The organism is Streptomyces johnsoniae (genome assembly GCF_031845565.1).
Lineage (GTDB): Bacteria > Actinomycetota > Actinomycetes > Streptomycetales > Streptomycetaceae > Streptomyces > Streptomyces johnsoniae.
In genome coordinates this window covers 295836-316021 of the sequence record NZ_JAVREV010000004.1, presented here as the reverse complement: position 1 = coordinate 316021, position 20186 = coordinate 295836, and the positions used below count along the sequence as shown (strand labels likewise).

Annotated in this window: 20 protein-coding genes and 1 pseudogene; 10 read left to right on the top strand and 11 right to left on the bottom strand. The window is 73.1% G+C overall.

What is annotated here, in order from left to right; genetic code table 11:
- Positions 1-87: 87 nt before the first annotated feature.
- From RM779_RS09665 to RM779_RS09655, 3 genes are all read right to left on the bottom strand, one after another.
- Entirely contained in the window at positions 88-1308 is a 1221-nt protein-coding gene (locus RM779_RS09665) for a serine/threonine-protein kinase (RefSeq protein ID WP_311617253.1), read from the bottom strand.
- A gap of 316 nt (positions 1309-1624) precedes the next feature.
- On the bottom strand, positions 1625-2143 hold the full coding sequence (locus RM779_RS09660; protein ID WP_311617252.1) for a hemerythrin domain-containing protein: 519 nt from the start codon (positions 2141-2143) through the stop codon (positions 1625-1627).
- Positions 2144-2242: 99 nt separating this feature from the next.
- A complete protein-coding gene (locus RM779_RS09655; RefSeq protein WP_311617251.1) occupies positions 2243-3211 on the bottom strand; it encodes an SDR family oxidoreductase in 969 nt (322 codons plus the stop codon).
- Positions 3212-3433: 222 nt separating this feature from the next.
- Here RM779_RS09655 and RM779_RS09650 point away from each other — a divergent pair, with 222 nt between their 5' ends.
- The 6 genes from RM779_RS09650 (at position 3434) to RM779_RS09625 (ending at position 9386) form a co-directional block, all read left to right on the top strand.
- Positions 3434-4276 carry a helix-turn-helix transcriptional regulator gene (locus RM779_RS09650; protein WP_311617250.1) on the top strand — a complete coding sequence of 281 codons (843 nt, stop codon included), beginning with the start codon at positions 3434-3436 and terminating at the stop codon, positions 4274-4276.
- Positions 4277-4483: 207 nt separating this feature from the next.
- Positions 4484-5512 (top strand): N-acetyl-gamma-glutamyl-phosphate reductase, encoded by a 1029-nt coding sequence (gene argC / locus RM779_RS09645; RefSeq protein ID WP_311617249.1) that lies wholly within the window; start codon positions 4484-4486, stop codon positions 5510-5512.
- Complete coding sequence (argJ, locus tag RM779_RS09640) at positions 5509-6660, top strand: bifunctional glutamate N-acetyltransferase/amino-acid acetyltransferase ArgJ (protein ID WP_311617248.1); 1152 nt, start codon at positions 5509-5511, stop codon at positions 6658-6660. The genes argC and argJ overlap by 4 nt, the downstream gene beginning before the upstream one ends.
- Positions 6657-7574 (top strand): acetylglutamate kinase, encoded by a 918-nt coding sequence (gene argB, locus RM779_RS09635; protein ID WP_077062501.1) that lies wholly within the window; start codon positions 6657-6659, stop codon positions 7572-7574. The genes argJ and argB overlap by 4 nt, the downstream gene beginning before the upstream one ends.
- A complete protein-coding gene (locus tag RM779_RS09630) occupies positions 7571-8791 on the top strand; it encodes an acetylornithine transaminase (protein WP_311617247.1) in 1221 nt (406 codons plus the stop codon). Before argB ends, RM779_RS09630 begins: the two co-directional genes overlap by 4 nt.
- 16 nt (positions 8792-8807) lie before the next feature.
- On the top strand, positions 8808-9386 hold the full coding sequence (locus RM779_RS09625) for an arginine repressor (protein WP_311617246.1): 579 nt from the start codon (positions 8808-8810) through the stop codon (positions 9384-9386).
- A 129-nt stretch (positions 9387-9515) separates the two neighbouring features.
- Here RM779_RS09625 and RM779_RS33665 read toward each other — a convergent pair whose 3' ends face one another.
- From RM779_RS33665 to RM779_RS09590, 7 genes and pseudogenes are all read right to left on the bottom strand, one after another.
- The gene (locus tag RM779_RS33665; RefSeq protein ID WP_394813257.1) at positions 9516-9719 is read right to left on the bottom strand and encodes a hypothetical protein; all 204 of its coding nucleotides are present in this window, start codon (positions 9717-9719) and stop codon (positions 9516-9518) included.
- A 328-nt stretch (positions 9720-10047) separates the two neighbouring features.
- On the bottom strand, positions 10048-11130 hold the full coding sequence (locus RM779_RS09615; RefSeq protein WP_311617245.1) for a polyprenyl synthetase family protein: 1083 nt from the start codon (positions 11128-11130) through the stop codon (positions 10048-10050).
- 82 nt (positions 11131-11212) lie between these two features.
- Positions 11213-11488 (bottom strand): annotated as a pseudogene (locus RM779_RS09610) (flavodoxin-dependent (E)-4-hydroxy-3-methylbut-2-enyl-diphosphate synthase); the annotation flags it as partial.
- Between the two features lie 187 nt (positions 11489-11675).
- Entirely contained in the window at positions 11676-12242 is a 567-nt protein-coding gene (locus RM779_RS09605; RefSeq protein ID WP_311617244.1) for a GNAT family N-acetyltransferase, read from the bottom strand.
- A gap of 63 nt (positions 12243-12305) precedes the next feature.
- Complete coding sequence (locus tag RM779_RS09600; RefSeq protein WP_311617243.1) at positions 12306-13136, bottom strand: TIGR02452 family protein; 831 nt, start codon at positions 13134-13136, stop codon at positions 12306-12308.
- 109 nt (positions 13137-13245) lie between these two features.
- On the bottom strand, positions 13246-13632 hold the full coding sequence (locus tag RM779_RS09595) for a VOC family protein (RefSeq protein ID WP_311617242.1): 387 nt from the start codon (positions 13630-13632) through the stop codon (positions 13246-13248).
- A 75-nt stretch (positions 13633-13707) separates the two neighbouring features.
- Positions 13708-14310: a pyridoxamine 5'-phosphate oxidase family protein gene (locus tag RM779_RS09590; protein WP_311617241.1), complete on the bottom strand. Its 603-nt coding sequence runs from the start codon at positions 14308-14310 to the stop codon at positions 13708-13710.
- 105 nt (positions 14311-14415) lie between these two features.
- Here RM779_RS09590 and RM779_RS09585 point away from each other — a divergent pair, with 105 nt between their 5' ends.
- The gene (locus tag RM779_RS09585) at positions 14416-15612 is read left to right on the top strand and encodes an argininosuccinate synthase (RefSeq protein ID WP_311617240.1); all 1197 of its coding nucleotides are present in this window, start codon (positions 14416-14418) and stop codon (positions 15610-15612) included.
- A complete protein-coding gene (gene argH / locus RM779_RS09580) occupies positions 15609-17042 on the top strand; it encodes an argininosuccinate lyase (RefSeq protein WP_311617239.1) in 1434 nt (477 codons plus the stop codon). Before RM779_RS09585 ends, argH begins: the two co-directional genes overlap by 4 nt.
- A gap of 60 nt (positions 17043-17102) precedes the next feature.
- Here the strand turns inward: argH and RM779_RS09575 are convergent, their stop codons facing one another.
- Positions 17103-18086, bottom strand: a complete 984-nt coding sequence (locus RM779_RS09575; protein WP_311617238.1) for a Gfo/Idh/MocA family protein — start codon at positions 18084-18086, stop codon at positions 17103-17105.
- A 195-nt stretch (positions 18087-18281) separates the two neighbouring features.
- Here RM779_RS09575 and RM779_RS09570 point away from each other — a divergent pair, with 195 nt between their 5' ends.
- Both RM779_RS09570 and RM779_RS09565 read left to right on the top strand, forming a co-directional pair.
- Positions 18282-19082, top strand: coding sequence for an alpha/beta fold hydrolase (locus tag RM779_RS09570; RefSeq protein ID WP_311617237.1), 801 nt, complete (start codon positions 18282-18284; stop codon positions 19080-19082).
- A gap of 130 nt (positions 19083-19212) precedes the next feature.
- Complete coding sequence (locus RM779_RS09565; RefSeq protein WP_311617236.1) at positions 19213-20184, top strand: aldo/keto reductase; 972 nt, start codon at positions 19213-19215, stop codon at positions 20182-20184.
- The last annotated feature ends 2 nt before the right edge of the window (positions 20185-20186 follow it).

The following is a 20186-nucleotide window of genomic DNA, read 5'->3' as shown; positions in this document are numbered from 1 at the left end:
GGGCCCGTTCGTACGCGGGGTGGTGTCCCTGGGCCCGGACTGTTGGCTGTCGACTGTCCAGTATCGCTGGTCGGGTGGGCGTGCGGGTCAGAAAGGCGTACGGGCGGCGTACGCCTCGCGCAGCCGTTGCGCGGTGATGCGCGCTTGCGCGCTGCGCAGCGGCGCACGCCGGCCTGCGCGGTCGCGGCTCCCGCCGGGGCGGGCGAGAGGCCCCGCGGCGCTCCGTCCGTGTGCGCGCGCCCCTTGCTCCGCCCCTTCCGCCGTGCCTGCCTCCGCCTCGCCGGAGGCGCGTGAAGACGACGCCGGTGGCCGGACGTTCGGCTGTCGGCTCGGCTCGGCCTCGGCGGAGGCCGCAGCGGACGGCGCCGGGTGTGCCGTCGAAGAGTCGTCGTTCCGGGGGACGGTGAGCAGCTCGTCCAGGAGATGTGCCGGCGTGGCGGTGTAGTTGGTGAGCCTGCGCCGTGCCTGCGCCACCTTCAGCCCCTCCGCCTCGATCAGCGCCCGGCACTGCCGGACGACCTCGCCCAGGTCAGGCCGTTCCGGGGCCCGGTGGGCCAGCATCGCCGTCAGCAGCGGCACCAGCTCCGCCGGTGCCCCGGACAGGTCCGGGGCGGTCGCGGGATCGGTGATCCGGTGGAACAAGGCCTGGATGTGGTCGGCCCGGTAGGGGTAGTGGCCACAGGCGGCGAACAGCAGCACGGCGCCAAGCGCGTACACGTCGACCGCGCGGGTCAGCGGCTTCTCGCCGTTCGCCTGCTCGGGGGGCATGCAGGAAGGGGTGCCGACGACCGTGTTCGGTGAGGTCAGGGACACGCTCGATTCGGTGAAGACCGCGAGCCCGAAGTCGATGATCTTCGGGCCGTTGGGGCCCAGGAGTACGTTCCCTGGTTTGAGATCCCGGTGCAGCAGCCCCTGCTTGTGCACCGTCGCCAGCGCCTCGGCAAGTGTCGCGCCCAGCGCGGCGGTCAGCACCGCGGGCAGCGGGCCGTGGCTGTCCGCGTGCCGGCGCAGGTCGAGGCCTTCGACATACTCGGTGGCCAGCCACGGCGGGTCGGCCTCGGGGTCGGCGTCGAGCAGGGCGGCGATGCGCGCTCCCCAGACCGTCTTGAGGATCTCCACCTCCTGCGCGAACCTTTCCCGCGTTCCGGAGTCGACGATGGACGGCCTGATCACCTTGACGGCGGCCCGCTCACCGCCCGGCGACTCGCCCAGGTACACCTGGCCCATGCCGCCCTGCCCGATCCGGCCGAGCAGCTCGTACCCGCCCAGCTCGCTGGGGTCCTCGGGGCTGAGGGGCGAGATGCGCACGTGAGGGCCTCTCTTTCGTACAGGCGGCGACGGAGGAAGCGCCGACCGTCACGTTAGACCACCTCCGGGACCGCACCCACCTCCGGGAGGGCTCGCGTTTGTGCCGACGGCTGAGGCGTGCGCCTGGCTGAAGTCCGAAGGAGATGCGGCCACGGTGTGGCGATGGGGCCGGGGTGGTTTCGTCGGGTCACGCTCGGCTCGGCTCCGTGGGGCTGCCCCGTGGTTTGCGGTGACTGGCCCGTCGCTATCGGGAGCGGGGCCCGGCAGCATCGCCATCGCCCGAAGTCCAGCGACGTCGCGCGGGGGAGAGAGAAGGTCAGCCGGTGTCGCCGACGCGTATCCCCAGCAGTTCCTCCACCGTGCCCGCCGCAGGGGACAGCCGGTCGAGGGCGGCCGCGATGCGCCGCTCCTCGAAGGCGAAGTGGGAATCCAGGAGGGAGCTCAGGCCGTCGAGCTCCCCGAGCACCCGGCGGGCCTCGGCCTCGTCGGGCCGTTCGGAGATCCCGCCGAGCAGCCGTTCAAGATTGCCCTGGATCTCGCTCACCATCTGGTGGTCCTCCACCAGCTTGGCGATGACGGGCCGCAACTCGGGGAACGTCGCGGCCAGTTCGGGGAACGCGCCCCGGTCCTCGCCCTCGTGGTGCGCGGTCAGCGCCGCGCAGAAGGACAGGCAGTGGGCGGCGAGTTCACGTGGCCGACGAGTGGTTCTGCCGTCGAGGTGGGCTTCGGTGTCCCTGCGGAGCCGACGCAGGTCCGCGCGCAGCCACCGGTGGATGGCGCTCAATTCTCGGCCGAAAGCGATGAGCCGGTCGTCCGGCCCGGCGGGTGCACTCATGATCCGATCACCTTACCGACGCCGGGCGAGGTCACATCACCTCATGTCACCAAGCGCCCGGCCCGGCCCGGCCCGGCCCGGCCCGGTCCCAGGTAGGCATCAGGACCCGGCTGTACCAGGAATCCGTCCCCTGGGGAACCTCGTCCTGGTCAGCTCTTCGGAGATCTGCCAGACGCGTTGGGCGTTCTCGGCACCGCGAAGGCGGGAGTAAAGCTTCTGCTCGGCCGGACGGCCCCTGAGGTGCCCGGGTCCGCTCGGCCCGTAGAGCCGGGCGCCCTGGGCGTCGGCGGCCGTCGCGGCGTAGAGGGCCGGGAGTTGCGCGGTACCGACGCTCCCGACGAGGATGCCGCGGGCGGACATGGCGCGGATCATTCTGCCGCCCATGGTGGCTCGGTCGCGGCCGACCTCCGGGCGAGCGGCGAGCAGATTCGTCGGAGCGATCCCCGGATGGGAGAGGTTGCTCGTGATGCCCCAGCCGCCTGCCTGACTGCGCCGGTCGAGTTCGAGGCCGAACAGTCCGAACGCGATCTTCGACTGGCTGTAGGCGCGCCTGCCGTGGTATGAGCGCTCCCAGTTCAGGTCGTCCCAGTTGATGGCATTCTGGTTCGCCGCGACGCTGATCTGCGAGGTCACTCGCGCGTGGCCGGCGCGGAGCAGCGGCAGCACGTGGGCCACCAGGGCGAAGTGGCCGAGGTGGTTGGTGCCGAGCTGAAGCTCGAACCCGTCGGTGGTCGTCTGCCGGTCGGGCGGCGTCATCACGCCGGCGTTGTTGATGAGGACGTGGATGGGATGCCCTTCCTCTCGCAGGGTCTCGCCGAGGGCCGCGACGGAGTCGAGCGAGGACAGGTCGAGGGACCGGAGCGACACGTTCGCATGGGTAACGGTCTGCCTGATGTGAGCGACCGCCGCCTCGCCCTTGCGTGGATTCCGGACGGGCAGGAGCACCTCGGCCCCGGCCGCGGCGAGCCGCGTGGCGAGCCCGAGGCCGACACCGTCGCTGGCTCCGGTCACCACGGCTCGCTTTCCGGAAAGGTCGGGAACGGTGATGTCGATGGGTGCGCGTGGCATGTGTTCACTCCTCGCAGTCGGGTGGTTGCCTCCACGGTCGCGGAAGACGGCGACGTTATTCAGGGCCGCCCGATCCACTGATACGGAAGGCCGGTGCCGCCGTCCCGGCCCTCTGCCGTGCCACGCGGCCGGGCGTGCGGAGCCGGGAAGGGGGGATCGGTGAGCCGTGGCTGCCGGGATGTGCGGACGGTAGGAATGACACAGCAACGAGGGAGGCAACGCATGGTGATCGATCGGACCGGACTGGCGGAGTTCCTCCGGCGCCGCCGGGGGGCGCTGCAACCCGAGGACGTCGGCCTCCCGCGCGGACGCCGCCGCCGGACCGATGGGCTGCGGCGGGAAGAGGTGGCGGCGCTCTGCCACATGTCGACCGACTACTACGCGCGACTTGAGCGGGAGCGCGGCCCTCAGCCGTCCGAGCAGATGATCGCCTCCATCGCGCAGGGACTCCACCTCTCGCTCGACGAACGCGATCACCTGTTCCGGCTCGCCGGGCACAACCCGCCCGCACGCGCCGCGATCAGTGAACACATCAGCCCCGGCCTGCTGCGCATCTTCGATCGCCTGCACGACACGCCCGCCGAGATCGTCACCGAGCTCGGCGAGACCCTGCGGCAGACCGCGCTCGGCGTCGCGCTCACCGGCGACACGGCCCACTACAGCGGCCCGGCCCGCAGTATCGGCTACCGGTGGTTCACCGACCCCGCCGCGCGGCAGCTCTACGCTCCCGACGACCATCCGTTCCTCACCCGCATGTTTGCCTCGGGCCTGCGTGAGGTGGCCACCCTGCGGGGGCCTGGCTCCCACGCGGCGCACGTCGCCGACCTGCTTCTCGCCCGCAGCGAAGAGTTCAGGGAAGTGTGGAACGACCACGAGGTCGGCATTCGTCCGCACGAGGTGAAGCACTTCGTCCACCCCGAGCTGGGCGCATTGGAGCTGACCTGTCAGCGGCTGGTCGACCCTGACCAGGCCCATTCGCTGCTCGTCTACACCGCGATTCCCGGCAGCGAGAGCCACGAGAAACTACAGCTGCTGCCCGTCCTTGGAACGCGGGCCCGGTACTGATCGCCTCGTGGCCCCCGCAGGGCACCGCCGCGGCGCTGGGCTGAGCCGGGGCAGCGATCCGGTACGGCTCCCCGTCCCGGAACGTCGCACCCGGCTCCGGCCGAGGCGGGGCCGCCGGCCGGCCATCGATCGCCCCTGGCCGTCGATTGTCCGATTGCATAAACCTGCTGAGCTGCGTATAGTCATGCCATCACCGAGGAGGAGGCGATGGCAGTGCGCGCTGCGGTGGCGGGAGCGAGTGGTTATGCGGGAGGGGAGATCCTGCGGCTGCTGCTGCAACACCCCGAGGCCGAGGTCGGGGCCCTGACGGGCCATGCCAATGCCGGGCAGGCGCTCGGCGGGCTCCAGCCCCAGCTGGCGCCGCTGGCCGACCGGGTGCTCCAGCCGACCTCGGCCGAGACCCTGGCCGGGCACGACGTCGTCTTTCTCGCCCTGCCGCACGGCCAGTCCGGCGCGCTCGCCGAGCAGCTGGGCGACGGCCCGCTGATCATCGACTGCGGCGCCGACTTCCGGCTGGCGGACGCCGCCGACTGGGAACGGTTCTACGGCTCCCCGCACGCGGGGACCTGGCCCTACGGGCTGCCGGAGCTGCCAGGGGCCCGCGAGGCACTCAAGGGCTCCGCGCGCGTCGCCGTCCCCGGGTGCTACCCGACGGCCGTCACCCTGGCGCTGTTCCCCGCCTACGCCGCCGGTCTCACCGAGCCAGAAGCCGTGATCGTCGCGGCCAGCGGCACCTCGGGTGCCGGCCGTTCGCTCAAACCGCACCTGCTCGGCACCGAGGTCATGGGGGCCATGAGCCCGTACGGCGTCGGCGGCACGCACCGGCACACGCCGGAGATCACACAGAACCTGTCGGCCGTGGCCGGGGAGCGCGTGACCGTTTCGTTCACCCCCACGCTCGCGCCCATGCCCCGCGGCATCCTCGCCACGTGTTCCGCGCGCGCCAGGCCGGGCGTCACCGCCGCGGGGCTGCGCCGGGCGTACGCCGAGGCGCTGGCGGGGGAGCCGTTCGTGCGGCTGCTGCCCGAGGGACAGTGGCCCACCACCGCGGCCGTCGCCGGGTCCAACGCCGTGCAGATCCAGGTGGCCCTGGACGAGGCGGCCGGCCGCGTCATCGCGATCAGCGCCGTGGACAACCTCACGAAGGGCACCGCGGGGGGCGCGGTGCAGAGCATGAACATCGCCCTCGGCCTCCCCGAGGAGCTGGGTCTTTCGACGATCGGAGTGGCACCGTGAGTGTGACCGCAGCACAGGGATTCACCGCGGCCGGGGTGGCCGCGGGCATCAAGGACAGCGGGGGTCCTGACCTGGCGCTCGTCGTCAACCAGGGGCCGCGGTCCGCCGCCGCCGGGGTCTTCACCAGCAACCGCGTCAAGGCGGCGCCGGTCCAGTGGTCCGAGCAGGTGCTCAAGGGGGGCAGCGTGACGGCCGTCGTGCTCAACTCCGGCGGGGCGAACGCCTGTACCGGCCCACTCGGCTTCCAGGACACGCATGCCACGGCGGAACGCGCCGCCGACGTGCTCGGGCTCGGCGCCGCGGAGGTGGCCGTCGCCTCCACCGGCCTGATCGGCACGCGACTCCCCATGGATCAGCTGCTCGCCGGGGTCGGCACCGCCGCAAAGGAGCTGTCCGCCCACGGCGGGGAGCAGGCCGCCCTCGCGATCATGACCACCGACACCGTGCACAAGACGGCCGTCGTCGACGGCGACGGCTGGCGCGTCGGCGGCATGGCCAAGGGGGCTGGCATGCTCGCGCCCGGCCTGGCGACCATGCTCGTCGTGCTCACCACGGACGCCGACCTGGAGGCGCCCGCGCTGGACCGCGCGCTGCGCGCGGCGACCCGCACCACCTTCGACCGCATCGACTCCGACGGCTGCATGTCCACCAACGACATGGTGCTGCTCCTCGCCTCGGGCGCCTCGGGTGTCACGCCGGAGGCGGCCGTGTTCGCGGAGGCCGTCCGCGCGGTCTGCGACGACCTCGCGTTGCAGCTCATCAAGGATGCCGAGGGCGCGTCCAAGGACATCCGCATCGAGGTCGTGGGGGCGGCGAGCGAGGCCGACGCGCTGGAGGTGGGGCGTTCCATCGCGCGCAACAACCTCCTGAAGTGCGCCATTCACGGTGAGGACCCCAACTGGGGCCGGGTGCTCTCCGCCATCGGCACCACCTCCGCCGCCTTTGAGTCCGACCAGCTCAACGTGGCGATCAACGGCGTGTGGGTATGCAAGAAGGGCGCGCTCGGGGAGGACCGCGCGCTGGTCGACATGCGGTTCCGCGAGGTCACCATCACCGCGGATCTCGCGGCGGGGGCCGAGTCCGCCGTCATCTGGACCAACGACCTCACCGCCGACTACGTCCACGAGAACAGCGCCTACTCCTCATGACCAACGCCCCAGCCCGCAAGCACACCGCGCTGCCCAAGGCACGCATCCTCATCGAGGCCCTGCCCTGGCTGACCCGCCACCACGGCAAGACGGTCGTCATCAAATTCGGCGGCAACGCGATGGTCGACGACGCGCTCAAGGCCGCGTTCGCCCAGGACGTCGTCTTCCTTAGGCACGCCGGCCTCCGCCCCGTCGTCGTGCACGGCGGCGGCCCTCAGATCAGCGCCCAGCTCGACCGGCTCGGCCTCACCTCCGAGTTCCGTGCCGGGCTGCGCGTGACCACCCCCGAGACCATGGACGTGGTCCGGATGGTCCTGGCCGGGCAGGTCCAGCGGGAGCTGGTCGGCCTGCTCAACCGGCACGGCCCGCTGGCCGTCGGCATGACCGGCGAGGACGCCCACCTGATGTCCGCCGTCAAGCGCTTCGCCGACATCGACGGCGAACGGGTCGACATCGGCCGCGTCGGCGACATCACGCACGTGGACACCGGCGCCGTGCGCGCGCTGCTGGACGACGGCCGCGTCCCGGTCATCTCCTCGATCGCGCGCAGCGCGGACGACGATCACGTCTACAACATCAACGCCGACACCGCCGCCGCCGCGCTGGCCGCCGCGCTCGGCGCGGAGACGCTGATGGTGCTGACCGACGTCGAGGGCCTGTACGCGGACTGGCCCGCGAGCGACGAGGTCATCAGCCGGCTCACCGAGAGCGAGTTGGAGAAGCTGCTCCCCGAGCTGGCCAGCGGCATGGTGCCGAAGATGGAGGGCTGCCTGTTCGCCGTGCGGAACGGCGTGCGCACCGCGCGGGTCATCGACGGGCGGGTACAGCACTCCATCCTGCTGGAGATCTTCACGGACGAGGGAATCGGGACCATGGTCGTGCCCGACGCGGCCGGTAAGGGAGGGGCGGCATGAGCAACGCACCGGAGGGCAAAGCGTCCGGGGGCAACGCGGCGCTCGCGGCGCGCTGGCGGGGTGCCCTGATGGACAACTACGGGACTCCGCGCCTCGCGCTCACCCACGGCGAGGGCCCCCGGCTGTGGGACGCCGACGGCAAGGAGTACCTGGACTTCGTCGGGGGCATCGCCGTCAGTTCCCTCGGCACCGGCCACCCGGCCGTCGTGCGGGCCGTGTCCGAGCAGGTCGCACGCCTCGGGCACGTCTCCAACCTCTACATCGCCGAGCCGCCCGTCGCCCTGGCCGAACGGCTGCTCGGCCTCGCCGGCCGGCCGGGCCGCGCCTTCTTCTGCAACTCGGGCGCCGAGGCCGTCGAGGCCGCGTTCAAGATCGGCCGCCGCACCGGGCGTCCGCACATGGTCGCCACCGAGGGCGGCTTCCACGGCCGGACCATGGGCGCCCTCGCCCTGACCGGCCAGCCCGCGAAGCAGGTGGGTTTCGGCCCGCTGCCCGGCGACGTCACGCACGTGCCCTACGGCGACGCCGCGGCGCTGCGCGCCGCGGTCACCGAGCGGACCGCGCTGGTCATCGTCGAGCCCGTCCAGGGCGAGAACGGCGTGGTGGTCCCGCCGGAGGGCTATCTCGCCGCGGTCCGCGACATCACCCGCGCCACCGGCAGCCTGCTCGTTCTCGACGAGGTGCAGACGGGCATCGGCCGGACGGGACACTGGTTCGCCGGGCAGGCGGCGGGCGTCGAGCCCGACGTGGTGACCCTCGCCAAGGGCCTCGCGGCCGGCCTGCCCATCGGCGCGACCCTCGCGTTCGGCCCGGCCGCCGACCTGCTCGCGCCGGGCGGGCACGGCTCCACCTTCGGCGGCAACCCGGTCTCCTGCGCGGCGGCGCTCGCCGTGCTGGACACCATCGAGTCGGAGAACCTGCTCCAGCGCGTCAAGGACGCGGGGGAGCGGCTGCGCGACGGCATTTGGGGCCTCGGCCACCCGCTGGTCGACCGCGTCAGGGGGGCCGGGCTGCTCCTCGGTATCGTGCTCACCGAGCCACGTGCACCGCAGGTGCAGCAGGCGGCTCAGGACGCCGGTCTCCTGGTGAACGCCGTCGCTCCCGACGTACTGCGGCTCGCGCCGCCGCTGATCATCGGTGACGCGGAGGTGGACGCGTTCCTCACGGCTCTGCCCGGCGTTCTCGACATCGTGGACACGTCAACCGGAGAGCGATGACCACCGGAGAGAGCGCATGAGCCAGGAGCCGCAGATCACGGGGTCGTCGGCGGCCCCCGCCGCCCCAGGGCCGGGGCCCGCCGTGCCCCAGACCCGCGCGGCCAGGCACCGCCGCATCGTCGACATCCTCAACCGGCAGCCGGTGAGGTCCCAGAGCCAGCTGGCCAAGCTGCTCGCCGACGACGGACTGACCGTCACCCAGGCGACGCTCAGCCGTGACCTCGACGAACTGGGCGCGGTGAAGATCCGCAACACCGGCGGCGAGCTGATCTACGCCGTGCCCAGCGAGGGCGGCTACCGCACCCCCCGCGTGCCGCTGGGGGAGTCGGCCAAGGAGGAACGGATGGCCAGGCTCGCCGGGGAACTGCTGATCTCGGCCGAGGCATCGGCCAACCTGGTCGTGCTGCGGACCCCGCCCGGCGCCGCCCAGTTTCTCGCCTCGGCGATCGACCAGGCGGAGGTTCACGACATCCTCGGCACGATCGCCGGGGACGACACCCTGCTGCTGATCAGCCGCGACCCGGTGGGCGGCCAGTCCCTGGCGGACCACCTGCTGCGGCTGGCACAGAAGCAGAAGGAGCAGCCGGAGGACTGACCCCGGCGGGCCGCCGGGGCGGACGCGGCCACCGCCGCCCGGTCGATTCAGCCGGGCGTCCCGGGCTCCGGCGCGGGAGGCGGCTCCGAACGGGCGGCGCCGAGGGGTTGACCGGGCCGGTCACCGCTGTCAGCCCGCGCCCGGCCGTCCCCGCGACCTCGCCGACGGGGCCGGGGGCGGTCCGCGGAAGCCGGGCAACGACGCCGCGGCGCTGCGCGCCGCGGTCACCGAGCGGACCGCGCTGGTCATCGTCGAGCCCGTCCAGGGCGAGAACGTCGTGGTGGTCTTGTCCGCCGGCAGCCTGCTCGTCCTCGACGAGGTGCGGACGGGCATCGGCCGGACGGGACACTGGTTCGCCCCCGGCCGGGTCCGGGGGACGCACGGAACGCGGCCGACCGGGCCTGCCGACGAACGCGGTGTCGTACCCCGCGCTGGCGAACCGTTCCGCCGTCGCCAGCAGGGGGCAGAGCGCGTGCACGACGGTGTCGGCCGGGACGGGACGGCGACCGGGTCCTCCGGCACGTTCGCGGCTGCCGCCGCACGGACACCGGCGGCCCGTGCCGGTCCAGCACCTGCTCGACCGGCCGGGCGGCCCGCTCGATCCGGGCGCGGAGCCGTGCGGCGCCGCGTGGAGCGCCTTCCCCCTCGTGTCTCCGTCCTCTCAGCGGTCCCGGTGGCAGGCCAGCCGGGCGAGCGCCGCGAGCCGCTCGCCCGCGCCGCCCTCCGGGCGGGCGAGGTCGAGGCAGCCGAGGGCGAGGCGCAGCTCCTCCTCGGCCGCCTTCTCCGCCCAGGACCGGCCGCCCGCCTCCTCCACCAGGGCCGCGATGCGCGCCGTCAGCTCCGGGTCCTCCACCGCGGCCCCCGCCGTCCGCGCGGCCGCGGGCGCGCCGGCGTCCGGCAGGTACAGCTCGGCGAGCCGCCGCGCCGCGGGGGTGCCCGAATCGAGGGCGGCCACCACGGGCAGCGACTTCTTCCGGCTGGCCAGGTCGGCGCCGGCCGGCTTGCCGGTGACCGCCGGATCGCCCCAGATGCCGAGCAGGTCGTCGGTGAGCTGAAAGGCCATGCCCAGGTGCGTGCCGAAGCGGCGCAGCGCCTCCGTCCGCTCGGGTGCCCCGCCGCCCCACAGCGCGCCGAGTGCGCACGAACAGGCCAGCAGCGCGGCCGTCTTGCGCTCCGTCATGGCCAGGCATTCGGCGAGCGACACGTGGGACCGCTCCTCGAAGCTGATGTCGGTGTGCTCGCCCTCGATCAGCTGCGTGGTGGCCTCGCTGAGCCAGCGGATGCCGGTGACGGTGGCCAGGCCCGCGGGCTGCTCGGTCAGCACGCGGCCCGCGTGGATGAGGAGGGCGTCCCCGGCCAGGAGCGCGGCCGAGTTGCCGAAGACCGTCCAGGCCGTGGCCCGGTGACGGCGCGTGGTGTCGCCGTCGAGGATGTCGTCGTGCAGGAGCGAGAAATTGTGCACCAGCTCGACGGCGACGGCGGGCGCGACCGCCTCCTCCGGGCGGGCGCCCACCGCCTCGGCGCAGCCGAACACCAGCGCCGGCCGCAGGGCCTTGCCCGCGGGCGCGCTGTCCGGCCGGCCCGAGCTGTCCGTCCACCCGAAGTGGTAGGACGCGACCCGGGCGACGGGGGCGGGCAGGCGGTGCACCCATGTGCGCAGCGCCGGGTCGAGCAGCTCACGCGCTTGGCGCAGGGTGCCGAGGGCGGTGTGGTGCTCCCCCGTGGTCTCGGGGACGGTGGTCATGGCAGGGCCTCCGCTGACTCGGGTGCTTGGGCTTGCTCGGTGAGGGCTGGGCCTCCTCGGCCGGGGCCTTCGGGACGGCCTTGCCCGAGGAGACGCCGAGGTCGGATTCCCGCGCCCGGCCAGGGCCGTTGACGACACGGTCCGTGACGGCGACGTGCAAGGGGCGGGAGACGATCTCGGACCCGCGGGGCCGCGGGCCGAGGGACTCCAGGATCTGGATGGCGACCTTTACCTCCTCGACGGGCGGGACGGGCAGGGAGATCCGGATTGTGTCCCCGATGCCCTGCCCGAGTAACTGCCCAAACGCGACAGCGGACTTGACGGTTCCCTGTGGGAACGGGCCCGCCTCGGTCGCTCCCTCCCTCGTACCGATCCCTGATCATGTGGTCAGCTTGGCCGGTGGGGAGGAGCGCAGGAAGGCGTATCGGGAAATCTCCGCACGCCCCGTTGTGCCAACCGCGCGCCTCCTTTCGGTGGGTCAGCCATGCTGACCAGGAGTTCCGCTCAGGCCAAAGGCCCCGCTGCTGTGCGGGGCCCCGGCGTAATCACTCGTGTGGGTGAGAGCCCGCGCGCTGCCGCCATTCCTCGTCCAGCACGGCCCACAACTCCAGATCGTGCCGCTTGCCGTCCATCTCGAACACGCTGCGCAGCGTGCCCTCGTGCGTCATGCCGAGCCGCTTGGCCACCGCGATGCTCGGCCCGTTGGCCGGGCTGACCAGCCATTCGACCCGCGACAGGCCACGCGGGCCGACCGCCCAGTCGATCATGGCCGCGGCCGCCCTGGTCACGAGCCCGCGGCCCTGTGCCTCGGGCGCCAGCCAGGCGCCCAGTTCGCAGGAGCCCTGGGCGGCGTCGAAGAGCCGGAAGATCATGCCGCCGACCAGCTCGCCCGACAGCCGTATCCCGTAGATCCGCGGGCCGTCGGCCGCCTGGCTGTCGGCGAAGCGCTGGAGGAACCGCCGGGCCGACGCGGTGTCCGTGACCGCCCCGGTCCAGGGCAGCCACGGCGCCAGGTGCGCCCGCGCCCGGTCGGTGTAGGCGAAGAACTCGGCCGCCTGCCAGGGTTCGAGCGGGCACAGTTCGGCTTCCGGCCCGAGGGAAGTGGTGAGCACAGTGCGCATCCTCCGTTTCGGTGCGCTCGGCACGGCCGCCGTCGGCCGGACGAGGCGATCACCCTAGAGGGAAGCGAACTCCGAGGCGAAGGCGTTTCTGGTCGGGGAGGGGTCCTGCCGGTCGAGCACGCCGAAGACCACCTCGTCCACCCGCCGGGCGAACGGGCCGCCGGGCCCGAGGAGGGCGCGGAACGCCGCGGCGACCTGGGCCGGATCGTTGCGGAACACGCCGCATCCCCAGGCGCCGAGCACCAGGCGCCGGCAGCCCGCCGCGGAGGCGACCCGGAGGACCCGTTCGGCCCGCCGGTGCAGCACCGCCGGCAGCTCGACCGTTCGCTCCGGCGAACGCCGCGCCACGACCCCGGCGTTGGGCGCGGCCGAGGTCAGGAAGCCCACCTCGTACGGGGCGGCGAGCAGCGTTCCGCGGTCGTCGCGGAAGACCGGTACGGCGGGGGAGTGGATCACGCGGTCGCTGTAGAACGGGTCGCGGTCCGCACGGTGGGCCGCATAGAACTCGGGGGCGCGCAGCAGACAGGCGTACAGCGCGGACGAACGGCACAGCGCCTCCTCCTGCGCCTGTGCGCCGTTGAGGAATCCGCCGCCCGGGTTGCGGGCCGAGGCGAAGTTGAGCACGGCGACCGGGCCGCCGCCGGCCGCGGTCAGCCGCCTGGCGGCGTCCAGACTGCTCTCGCCCGTCACCTCGACGCGGGGCGGCCCCGCCGGGGCCGCGCCGTCCGGCAGGGCCGCCGGGCCGGGGCCGAACAGCTCGGTGCCCGCCGCGGCCCGCGCCACGGCCGCGGCGATTTCCACCCGCCCGCCGCCCGGCGCCGGATACCACCCGGCGTCGACGATCTGTTCCGTTTCCTTCGCGATGGCACGCAGTCGTGCGCTCACCTCTTACCCCTTCCCCCGTTCCCTTCACCGGCAGGCTGCCGCGGACCCCGCGGACCCCGCGGACCCCGCGGACCCCGCGAACCCCGCGGGCGGGCCGCGCGCCGCCGTCTCACGGCCCGGCGGACCCGTCCCCGGCCGCGGACGGCGGCGGCTGGTGCAGCCCGAACCTGGACCCCTGGTCGTCGCGGCACAGGACGAACCGGCCGAATCTTGCCTGCTCCGCGGCATCGCCCTCGACGTCCATGTTCTCCGCGGAACCCCCGAGCGCGCGAACCTTTTCCAGGGCTGCGTCCATGTCCTCGACCCGGAAGAAGACGTAGGGCACCGCGCCCGGGTCGGCGCCGTGGACACCACCGGGGGTACCGAGCCCGGAGATCAGCAGGCCGCCCTCGGCGGGGCCGGGGGTGAAGGTCCAGCCGAACAGCGCCGAGTAGAAGGTCCGCGCGCGGACGGTGTCCGCCACGCCGAACTCGATGAACGCAACCTCGCCCGCCATGCGGGCCCCCTTTCACCAGCGATATGACGCACGTCACAGTAGCGGGGCGGCGCGCGGCTGCCGGGCGTGGCGCGGTCAGTCGGCGAGGGGCGCGGGTGGGGTCGGGGGCAGCGGCAGGGGCAGTCCCGGCAGCCCGTCCATGCTCGTGCCGATGTGGTCCTTCTTGTGGAAGTACGCGTCGAGCGTCTCGTCCGTCTCGCGGGCGAACCGGGAGGCGTGCAGGCCGCGGTCCCCCTCATAGGCCATGAACGGCACGGCGTAGCCGCAGGTGTCCCGGATCAGCTCCGCGGTGACGACGACCACGGCCCGCAGTCCGTGGTCCGCCGGATCGACGGCGGAGAAGCGCGCCACCAGGGCGGGGAAGCGCGGGTCGTCGCGGAAGACCGGCTCGCCGCGCCCGTGCACCCGCACGATGTTCGGCGGCCCGTCGAAGGCGCACCACATGAGCGTGATGCGGCCGTTCTCCCGCAGGTGGGCGATGGTCTCGGCGTTGCTTCCCGCGAAGTCGAGGTAGGCGACGGTCTGCTCGTCGAGGACCACGAGGGAGCCGGTCAGGCCCTTCGGCGAGAGGTTGACGGTGCCGTCGCCCGAGAGTGGGGCGGTCGCGGTGAAGAAGATGTGCTGTTCCTCGATGAACGTTTTCAGGCGGCCGGCTATGCGTGCGTACGACTTACCCATGGGGCGAGTATCCCCGCCGGGGGCGGCCGGCACCGGACGAATTGACGAACCATGCGGAGTCCTGCATACTTATTCCAGTCAGCGCATGCATCATAAGGAGACACCGTGACCCAGCGCGTCGTGCTCGCCTATTCCGGCGGCCTGGACACCTCTGTCTGCATCGGCTGGATCGCCGAGGCGACCGGGGCGGAGGTCGTCGCCGTCGCCGTCGATGTCGGCCAGGGCGGCGAAAGCCTGGATGTCATCCGCAAGCGCGCACTCGCCTGCGGCGCGGTCGAGGCCGAGGTGGTGGACGCCAAGGACGAGTTCGCCCAGGAGTACTGCCTCCCGGCGATCAAGGCCAACGGCCTCTACATGGACCGCTACCCGCTGGTCTCGTCGCTGTCCAGGCCCGTCATCGTCAAGCACCTGGTCGCCGCCGCCCGCAAGCACGGCGCCGACACCGTGGCGCACGGCTGCACCGGCAAGGGCAACGACCAGGTGAGGTTCGAGGCGGGCATCGCCTCCCTCGCCCCCGACCTGAAGTGCATCGCCCCCGTCCGGGACTACGCGATGACGCGGGACAAGGCCATCGCCTTCGCCGAGGCCAAGGGCCTGCCGATCGCCACCACCAAGAAGTCCCCGTACTCCATCGACGCCAATGTCTTCGGCCGTGCCATCGAGACCGGCTTCCTTGAGGACATCTGGAACGGGCCGATCGAGGACATCTACGAGTACACGCAGAATCCGGCGACCCCCAGGGACGCCGACGAGGTGGTCGTCACCTTCGAGCGCGGCGTTCCCGTGGCCATCGACGGCAGGTCGGTCAGCGTGCTCCAGGCCGTTCAGGAGCTGAACGAGCGGGCCGGTGCGCAGGGCGTGGGCCGCATCGACATGGTCGAGGACCGGCTGGTGGGCATCAAGTCCCGCGAGGTCTACGAGGCGCCGGGCGCCATGGCGCTGATCACCGCCCACCAGGAGCTGGAGAGCGTCACGGTCGAGCGCGAGCTGGCCCGCTACAAACGGCAGGTCGAACAGCGGTGGTCCGAGCTGGTCTACGACGGCCAGTGGTTCTCCCCGCTCAAGCGCGCGCTCGACGGCTTCGTGAACGAGGCGAACGAGCACGTCAGCGGCGACATCCGGATGACGCTGCACGGCGGCAGGGCCGTCGTCACGGGCCGTCGGTCCGGGGAGTCGCTGTACGACTTCAGCCTGGCGACCTACGACACAGGCGACACCTTCGACCAGTCGCTGGCCAAGGGATTCATCGACATCTTCGGTCTGTCGAGCAAGATCGCGGCCCGGCGGGACCTCGCCCAGTGAGCGGGGAACAGCCCGAGGTCAGGCTGTGGGGCGGCCGGTTCGCGCATGGACCGGCCGAGGCCCTGGAGAAGCTGAGCGCCTCCGTCCACTTCGACTGGCGGCTCGCGCCCTACGACATCGAGGGCTCCCGCGCGCACGCCCGCGTGCTGCACCGGGCCGGCCTGCTCACCGCGGATGAGCTGGACCGTATGCTCGCGGGCCTGGACCGGCTCGCCGCCGACGTCGAGGACGGCTCGTTCACCGGCACCATCGCCGACGAGGACGTGCACAGCGCCCTGGAGCGCGGCCTGCTCGAACGGGTGGGGCCCGACCTGGGCGGCAAGCTGCGCGCCGGCCGGTCGCGCAACGACCAGGTCGCCACGCTCTTCCGCATGTATCTGCGGGACCACGCGCGGATCATCGGCGGCCTGGTCGCGGATCTCCAGGAGGCGCTGATCGGTCTCGCCGACGCCCACCCGGGCGTCGCGATGCCCGGCCGCACCCACTTCCAGCACGCGCAGCCCGTCCTCTTCGCCCACCACGTCCTGGCCCACGTCCAGGCCCTGTCCCGGGACGCCGAGCGGCTGCGGCAGTGGGACGCGCGCACCGCCGTCTCCCCCTACGGTTCGGGCGCGCTGGCCGGCTCGTCCCTCGGGCTCGACCCGGAGGCCGTCGCCCGGGACCTCGGCTTCGAGGGCGGCTCCTCGGCCAACTCGATCGACGGCACGGCCGCCCGCGACTTCGTCGCCGAGTTCGCGTTCATCACCGCCATGATCGGCGTGGACGTCTCCCGGATCGCCGAGGAGATCATCGTGTGGAACACCAAGGAATTCTCCTTCGTGACCCTGCACGACGCGTTCTCCACCGGCAGCTCGATCATGCCGCAGAAGAAGAACCCGGACATCGCCGAGCTGGCCCGCGGCAAGTCGGGCCGCCTCATCGGCAACCTGACCGGGCTGCTCGCCACCCTCAAGGCACTGCCGCTCGCCTACAACCGCGACCTCCAGGAGGACAAGGAGCCGGTCTTCGACTCCTGCGACCAACTGGAAATCCTGCTCCCGGCGTTCACCGGCATGCTCGCCACCCTCACCGTCAACGGGGAGCGGATGGCGGAGCTGGCCCCGGCCGGCTTCTCGCTCGCCACGGACATCGCCGAGTGGCTGGTCAAGCGCGGCGTGCCGTTCCGCGTGGCGCACGAGGTCGCGGGGGAGTGCGTCAAGGTCTGCGAGGCGGAGGGCATCGATCTCGACCAGCTCACCGACGAGCAGTTCGCGAAGATCTCGCCCCACCTCACTCCCGAGGTGCGCACCGTGCTGACCGTCGAGGGCGCCCTGGCCGCCCGCGACGCCCGCGGCGGCACCGCGCCCGCCGCCGTGGCCGTTCAGCTCCGCGACGCCAAGGGTGACCTGGACCGGCAGCGCGCCTGGGCCGCGCCGCCCGGCGATTCCTGAGGCGGCGCACCGCGAGCCCGCCGGCACCACCGTGCCGAAGGGCTCGCGGTACGCCGTCCGCTACTCGCCGGGGTAGCGCAGCCCGATGCGGTCGCGCACGGCATCCAGCGTGCGCATCACGGCCAGGCTGCCCTCCAGTGGCACCAGCGGCGACTCCGTCTCACCGGCCCGCAGGCAGCGCATCACCTCGGCGGCCTGGTGCGCGAACGACCCGGCGGGTCCAGGACCGGAGAACTCCTCGGGCTCCTGACCCTGGCGGTGCAGCACGAACCGCTCGGGGTGGAAGAAGCCCCGCGGGAACTCGATGCGGCCCGCCGAGCCGGTCACCGCCGCCGTCCTGGCGGTGTCCGCGACCAGCGAGCACGTCAGCGCCGCCACCGCCCCCGAGGCGTGGCCGAGCAGCATCCCGGTGTTCTCGTCCACCCCGCCGCGCAGCCGGGCCCACGCCGCCACCTCGGTCGGCTCCCCCAGCAGCAGCTGGGCGAAGGAGACCGGGTACACCCCCAGATCGAGCAGCGCGCCGCCGCCGAGCGCCGGGTCGAGCAGCCGGTGTCCCGGGTCGAGCGGGCCGCCGATGCCGAAGTCCGCGTGCACGGCGCGGATCTCGCCGATGGCCCCGTCCGCCACCAGCTCGGTCATCCGCCGGATGACCGGGTTGCAGAACATCCACATGGCTTCCATCAGGAAGACGCCGCGCTCCCTGGCCAGGTCCACCAGGGCCTTCGCCTCGGCCCCGCTCAGCGTGAACGGCTTCTCGCACAGCACCGCCTTGCCCGCCTCCAGGCACAGCCGCGCCGCCGCGTAGTGCGCGCTGTGCGGGGTCGCCACGTACACCACGTCGACCTCGGGGTCGGCGGCGAGCTCCGCCCAACTGCCGTACGCGCGCGGGATGCCGAAACGCCGGGCGAACTCCGCCGCAGGACCCGGCGCCCGGGAGGCCACCGCCACCACCGAGGCGCCGGGCACCTCCGCGAGATCACCGGCCAGCTTGGCGGCGATGCCGCCGGTCGCCAGAATTCCCCATCGCACCGGGCGCTCCGCCATTCGCACTCCTCGTTCCGGCACCGTGACGCGCTGTCAGCAGCCGCTCTGAAAGATGTGCTCATCGTAATCGGGGCCGCTGGGGAGAGGCGCAGGCGGCCGCGACCCCGGTGATCTTGGGGCGGGCGGCGGTGGGTATTCTCGGCCCTTCGCGTCCCGGCCCTCCCGGCCGGGACTTCGTCATGGATGGGGAAAATCATGAACGCCGTCACCCTGGAGCACACCGACGTCCGCGGTCTGCCGCTGGCCTACGCCGACTTCGGCGGGAGCGGCCGGCCGGTGCTCGCCCTGCACGGGCACTTCGGGCGGGCCAGGATGTTCGCGCCGCTGGCCGCCGCCCTCGCCCCCGGCCACCGCGTGATCGCGCTCGAACAGCGCGCGCACGGGCGCAGCGGCCGGGACGGGAACGTCCACCCCGACGCCTATCTGGAGGACGCCGCCGCGTTCCTGCGCGGCCTCGACGCCGGACCGGCCGTCGTCCTCGGCCACTCCTCGGGCGGCGTCACGGCGTTCCGCCTGGCCGCCCGTTACCCCGAGCTGGTCGACGCCCTGATCGTCGAGGACCACGGGGCGCTCAACCGGCAGCCCGACATCCCCCACCCCGTCCTGGACATCAGCGACTGGCCGCGGCGCGCCGGCTCGCTCGCCGAGCTGCGGCGGGCCGTCGAGTCGCGCGGCATCCCCGACGCGAGCTACTTCCTGGAGAGCGCCACCGAGTACCCGGACGGCTGGGGCTTCCTGTTCGACCTGGACGAGCTGATGGAGTCGCAGCGCCGGCTGGTCGGCGACTGGTGGCCCGACTGGCTCGGCTCGACCTGCCCCGCGCTCCTCGTCCACGGCACCGACAGCTTCGTGCTGCCCACCGCGATGGCCCGAGCCATGGCCGAGCGGCGGCCCGGCACCACGCTGCGGGAGTTCCCCGGCTGCGGTCACTGGGTGCATGACGACGATCCGGCCGGATTCGCCGGCGCCGTCGCGGAGTTCCTGGCCGCCTTGTGAGGACACCGCGCGACACCCGGCCCGCCCCGCGCCGCGCCCGGCCGCGCGGGGCCACCGGCCGGTGGTTACGGTGAAGGCCGCCCCCCGTCCGAGGCCGCCGCCGAGGCGGCATCCGCCCGAAGGTGACCGCATGGCGTTCTCCCGCTACACCCCCTCCGCAACTCCGGCCGCCCGTATCGGACTCGGGCTGGCCGCCGTCGGCCGCCCCGGGTACATCAACCTCGGCAGGGACCGTGACCTGCCCGCCGAGCGCACTCCTGAGGCGCTGCGGATGCGCAGCCACCAGCTGCTCGACGCCGCCTACGCGGCCGGCGTCCGCTACCTCGACGCGGCCCGTTCCTACGGCCGGGCCGAGGAGTTCCTCGCCGACTGGCTCGCCGCCCGGCCCGGCGTCACCGACGTCGTCGTCGGCAGCAAATGGGGCTACACCTACACCGCGGACTGGCGCGCCGACGCCGACGTGCACGAGGTGAAGGACCACGGCGCCGCCACGTTCGACCGCCAGTACGCGCAGACCCGCCACCTGCTCGGCGACCGGCTCGACCTGTACCAGATCCACTCGGTCACCCCGGACAGCCCGGCCCTCACCGACCCGGCCGTGCTCGGCCGGCTGGCGCGGCTGGCCGCGGACGGGGTCAGCGTGGGGCTGTCCACCAGCGGTCCTGGCCAGGCCGACGCCGTCCGCGCGGCCCTGGAGGTCACGGTCGACGGCGAACCGCTGTTCAGCACGGTGCAGTCGACGTTCAACGTGCTCGAACAGTCCGCGGGGCCCGCGCTGGCGGAGGCGCACGAGGCCGGCCTCACCGTGATCGTCAAAGAGGCGATGGCCAACGGCCGGCTCGCGGGGGCGGCGGCGCCGCCCGAGCTGCGCGAGATCGCCGACGCGTGCGGCACGAGCCCGGACGCCGTGGCCCTCGCGGCCGTGCTCGGCCGGCCGTGGGCGGGGATCGTGCTCTCCGGGGCGGCTACGGCCGCGCAGCTGGCCACCAACCTCGCGGCGGCCGGGATCGAGCCGGACGGTTCGCGGCTGTCCGCACTCACCCGACTGGCGGAACCGCCCGCCGCCTACTGGCGGCAGCGCGCCGAGCTGCCCTGGGCCTGAGG

Bases quoted from the DNA above. Each gene is read 5' to 3' on its own strand.
- RM779_RS09660 (WP_311617252.1), bottom strand. From the start codon at position 2,143: ATGAGTGCACCCGCCGGGCCGGACGACCGGCTCATCGCTTTCGGCCGA.
- RM779_RS09655 (WP_311617251.1), bottom strand. From the start codon at position 3,211: ATGCCACGCGCACCCATCGACATCACCGTTCCCGACCTTTCCGGAAAG.
- RM779_RS09650 (WP_311617250.1), top strand. From the start codon at position 3,434: ATGGTGATCGATCGGACCGGACTGGCGGAGTTCCTCCGGCGCCGCCGG.
- argC (WP_311617249.1), top strand. From the start codon at position 4,484: ATGGCAGTGCGCGCTGCGGTGGCGGGAGCGAGTGGTTATGCGGGAGGG.
- argB (WP_077062501.1), top strand. From the start codon at position 6,657: ATGACCAACGCCCCAGCCCGCAAGCACACCGCGCTGCCCAAGGCACGC.
- RM779_RS09630 (WP_311617247.1), top strand. From the start codon at position 7,571: ATGAGCAACGCACCGGAGGGCAAAGCGTCCGGGGGCAACGCGGCGCTC.
- RM779_RS09625 (WP_311617246.1), top strand. From the start codon at position 8,808: ATGAGCCAGGAGCCGCAGATCACGGGGTCGTCGGCGGCCCCCGCCGCC.
- RM779_RS33665 (WP_394813257.1), bottom strand. From the start codon at position 9,719: ATGCCCGTCCGCACCTCGTCGAGGACGAGCAGGCTGCCGGCGGACAAG.
- RM779_RS09615 (WP_311617245.1), bottom strand. From the start codon at position 11,130: ATGACCACCGTCCCCGAGACCACGGGGGAGCACCACACCGCCCTCGGC.
- RM779_RS09595 (WP_311617242.1), bottom strand. From the start codon at position 13,632: ATGGCGGGCGAGGTTGCGTTCATCGAGTTCGGCGTGGCGGACACCGTC.
- RM779_RS09590 (WP_311617241.1), bottom strand. From the start codon at position 14,310: ATGGGTAAGTCGTACGCACGCATAGCCGGCCGCCTGAAAACGTTCATC.
- RM779_RS09575 (WP_311617238.1), bottom strand. From the start codon at position 18,086: ATGGCGGAGCGCCCGGTGCGATGGGGAATTCTGGCGACCGGCGGCATC.
- RM779_RS09570 (WP_311617237.1), top strand. From the start codon at position 18,282: ATGAACGCCGTCACCCTGGAGCACACCGACGTCCGCGGTCTGCCGCTG.
- RM779_RS09565 (WP_311617236.1), top strand. From the start codon at position 19,213: ATGGCGTTCTCCCGCTACACCCCCTCCGCAACTCCGGCCGCCCGTATC.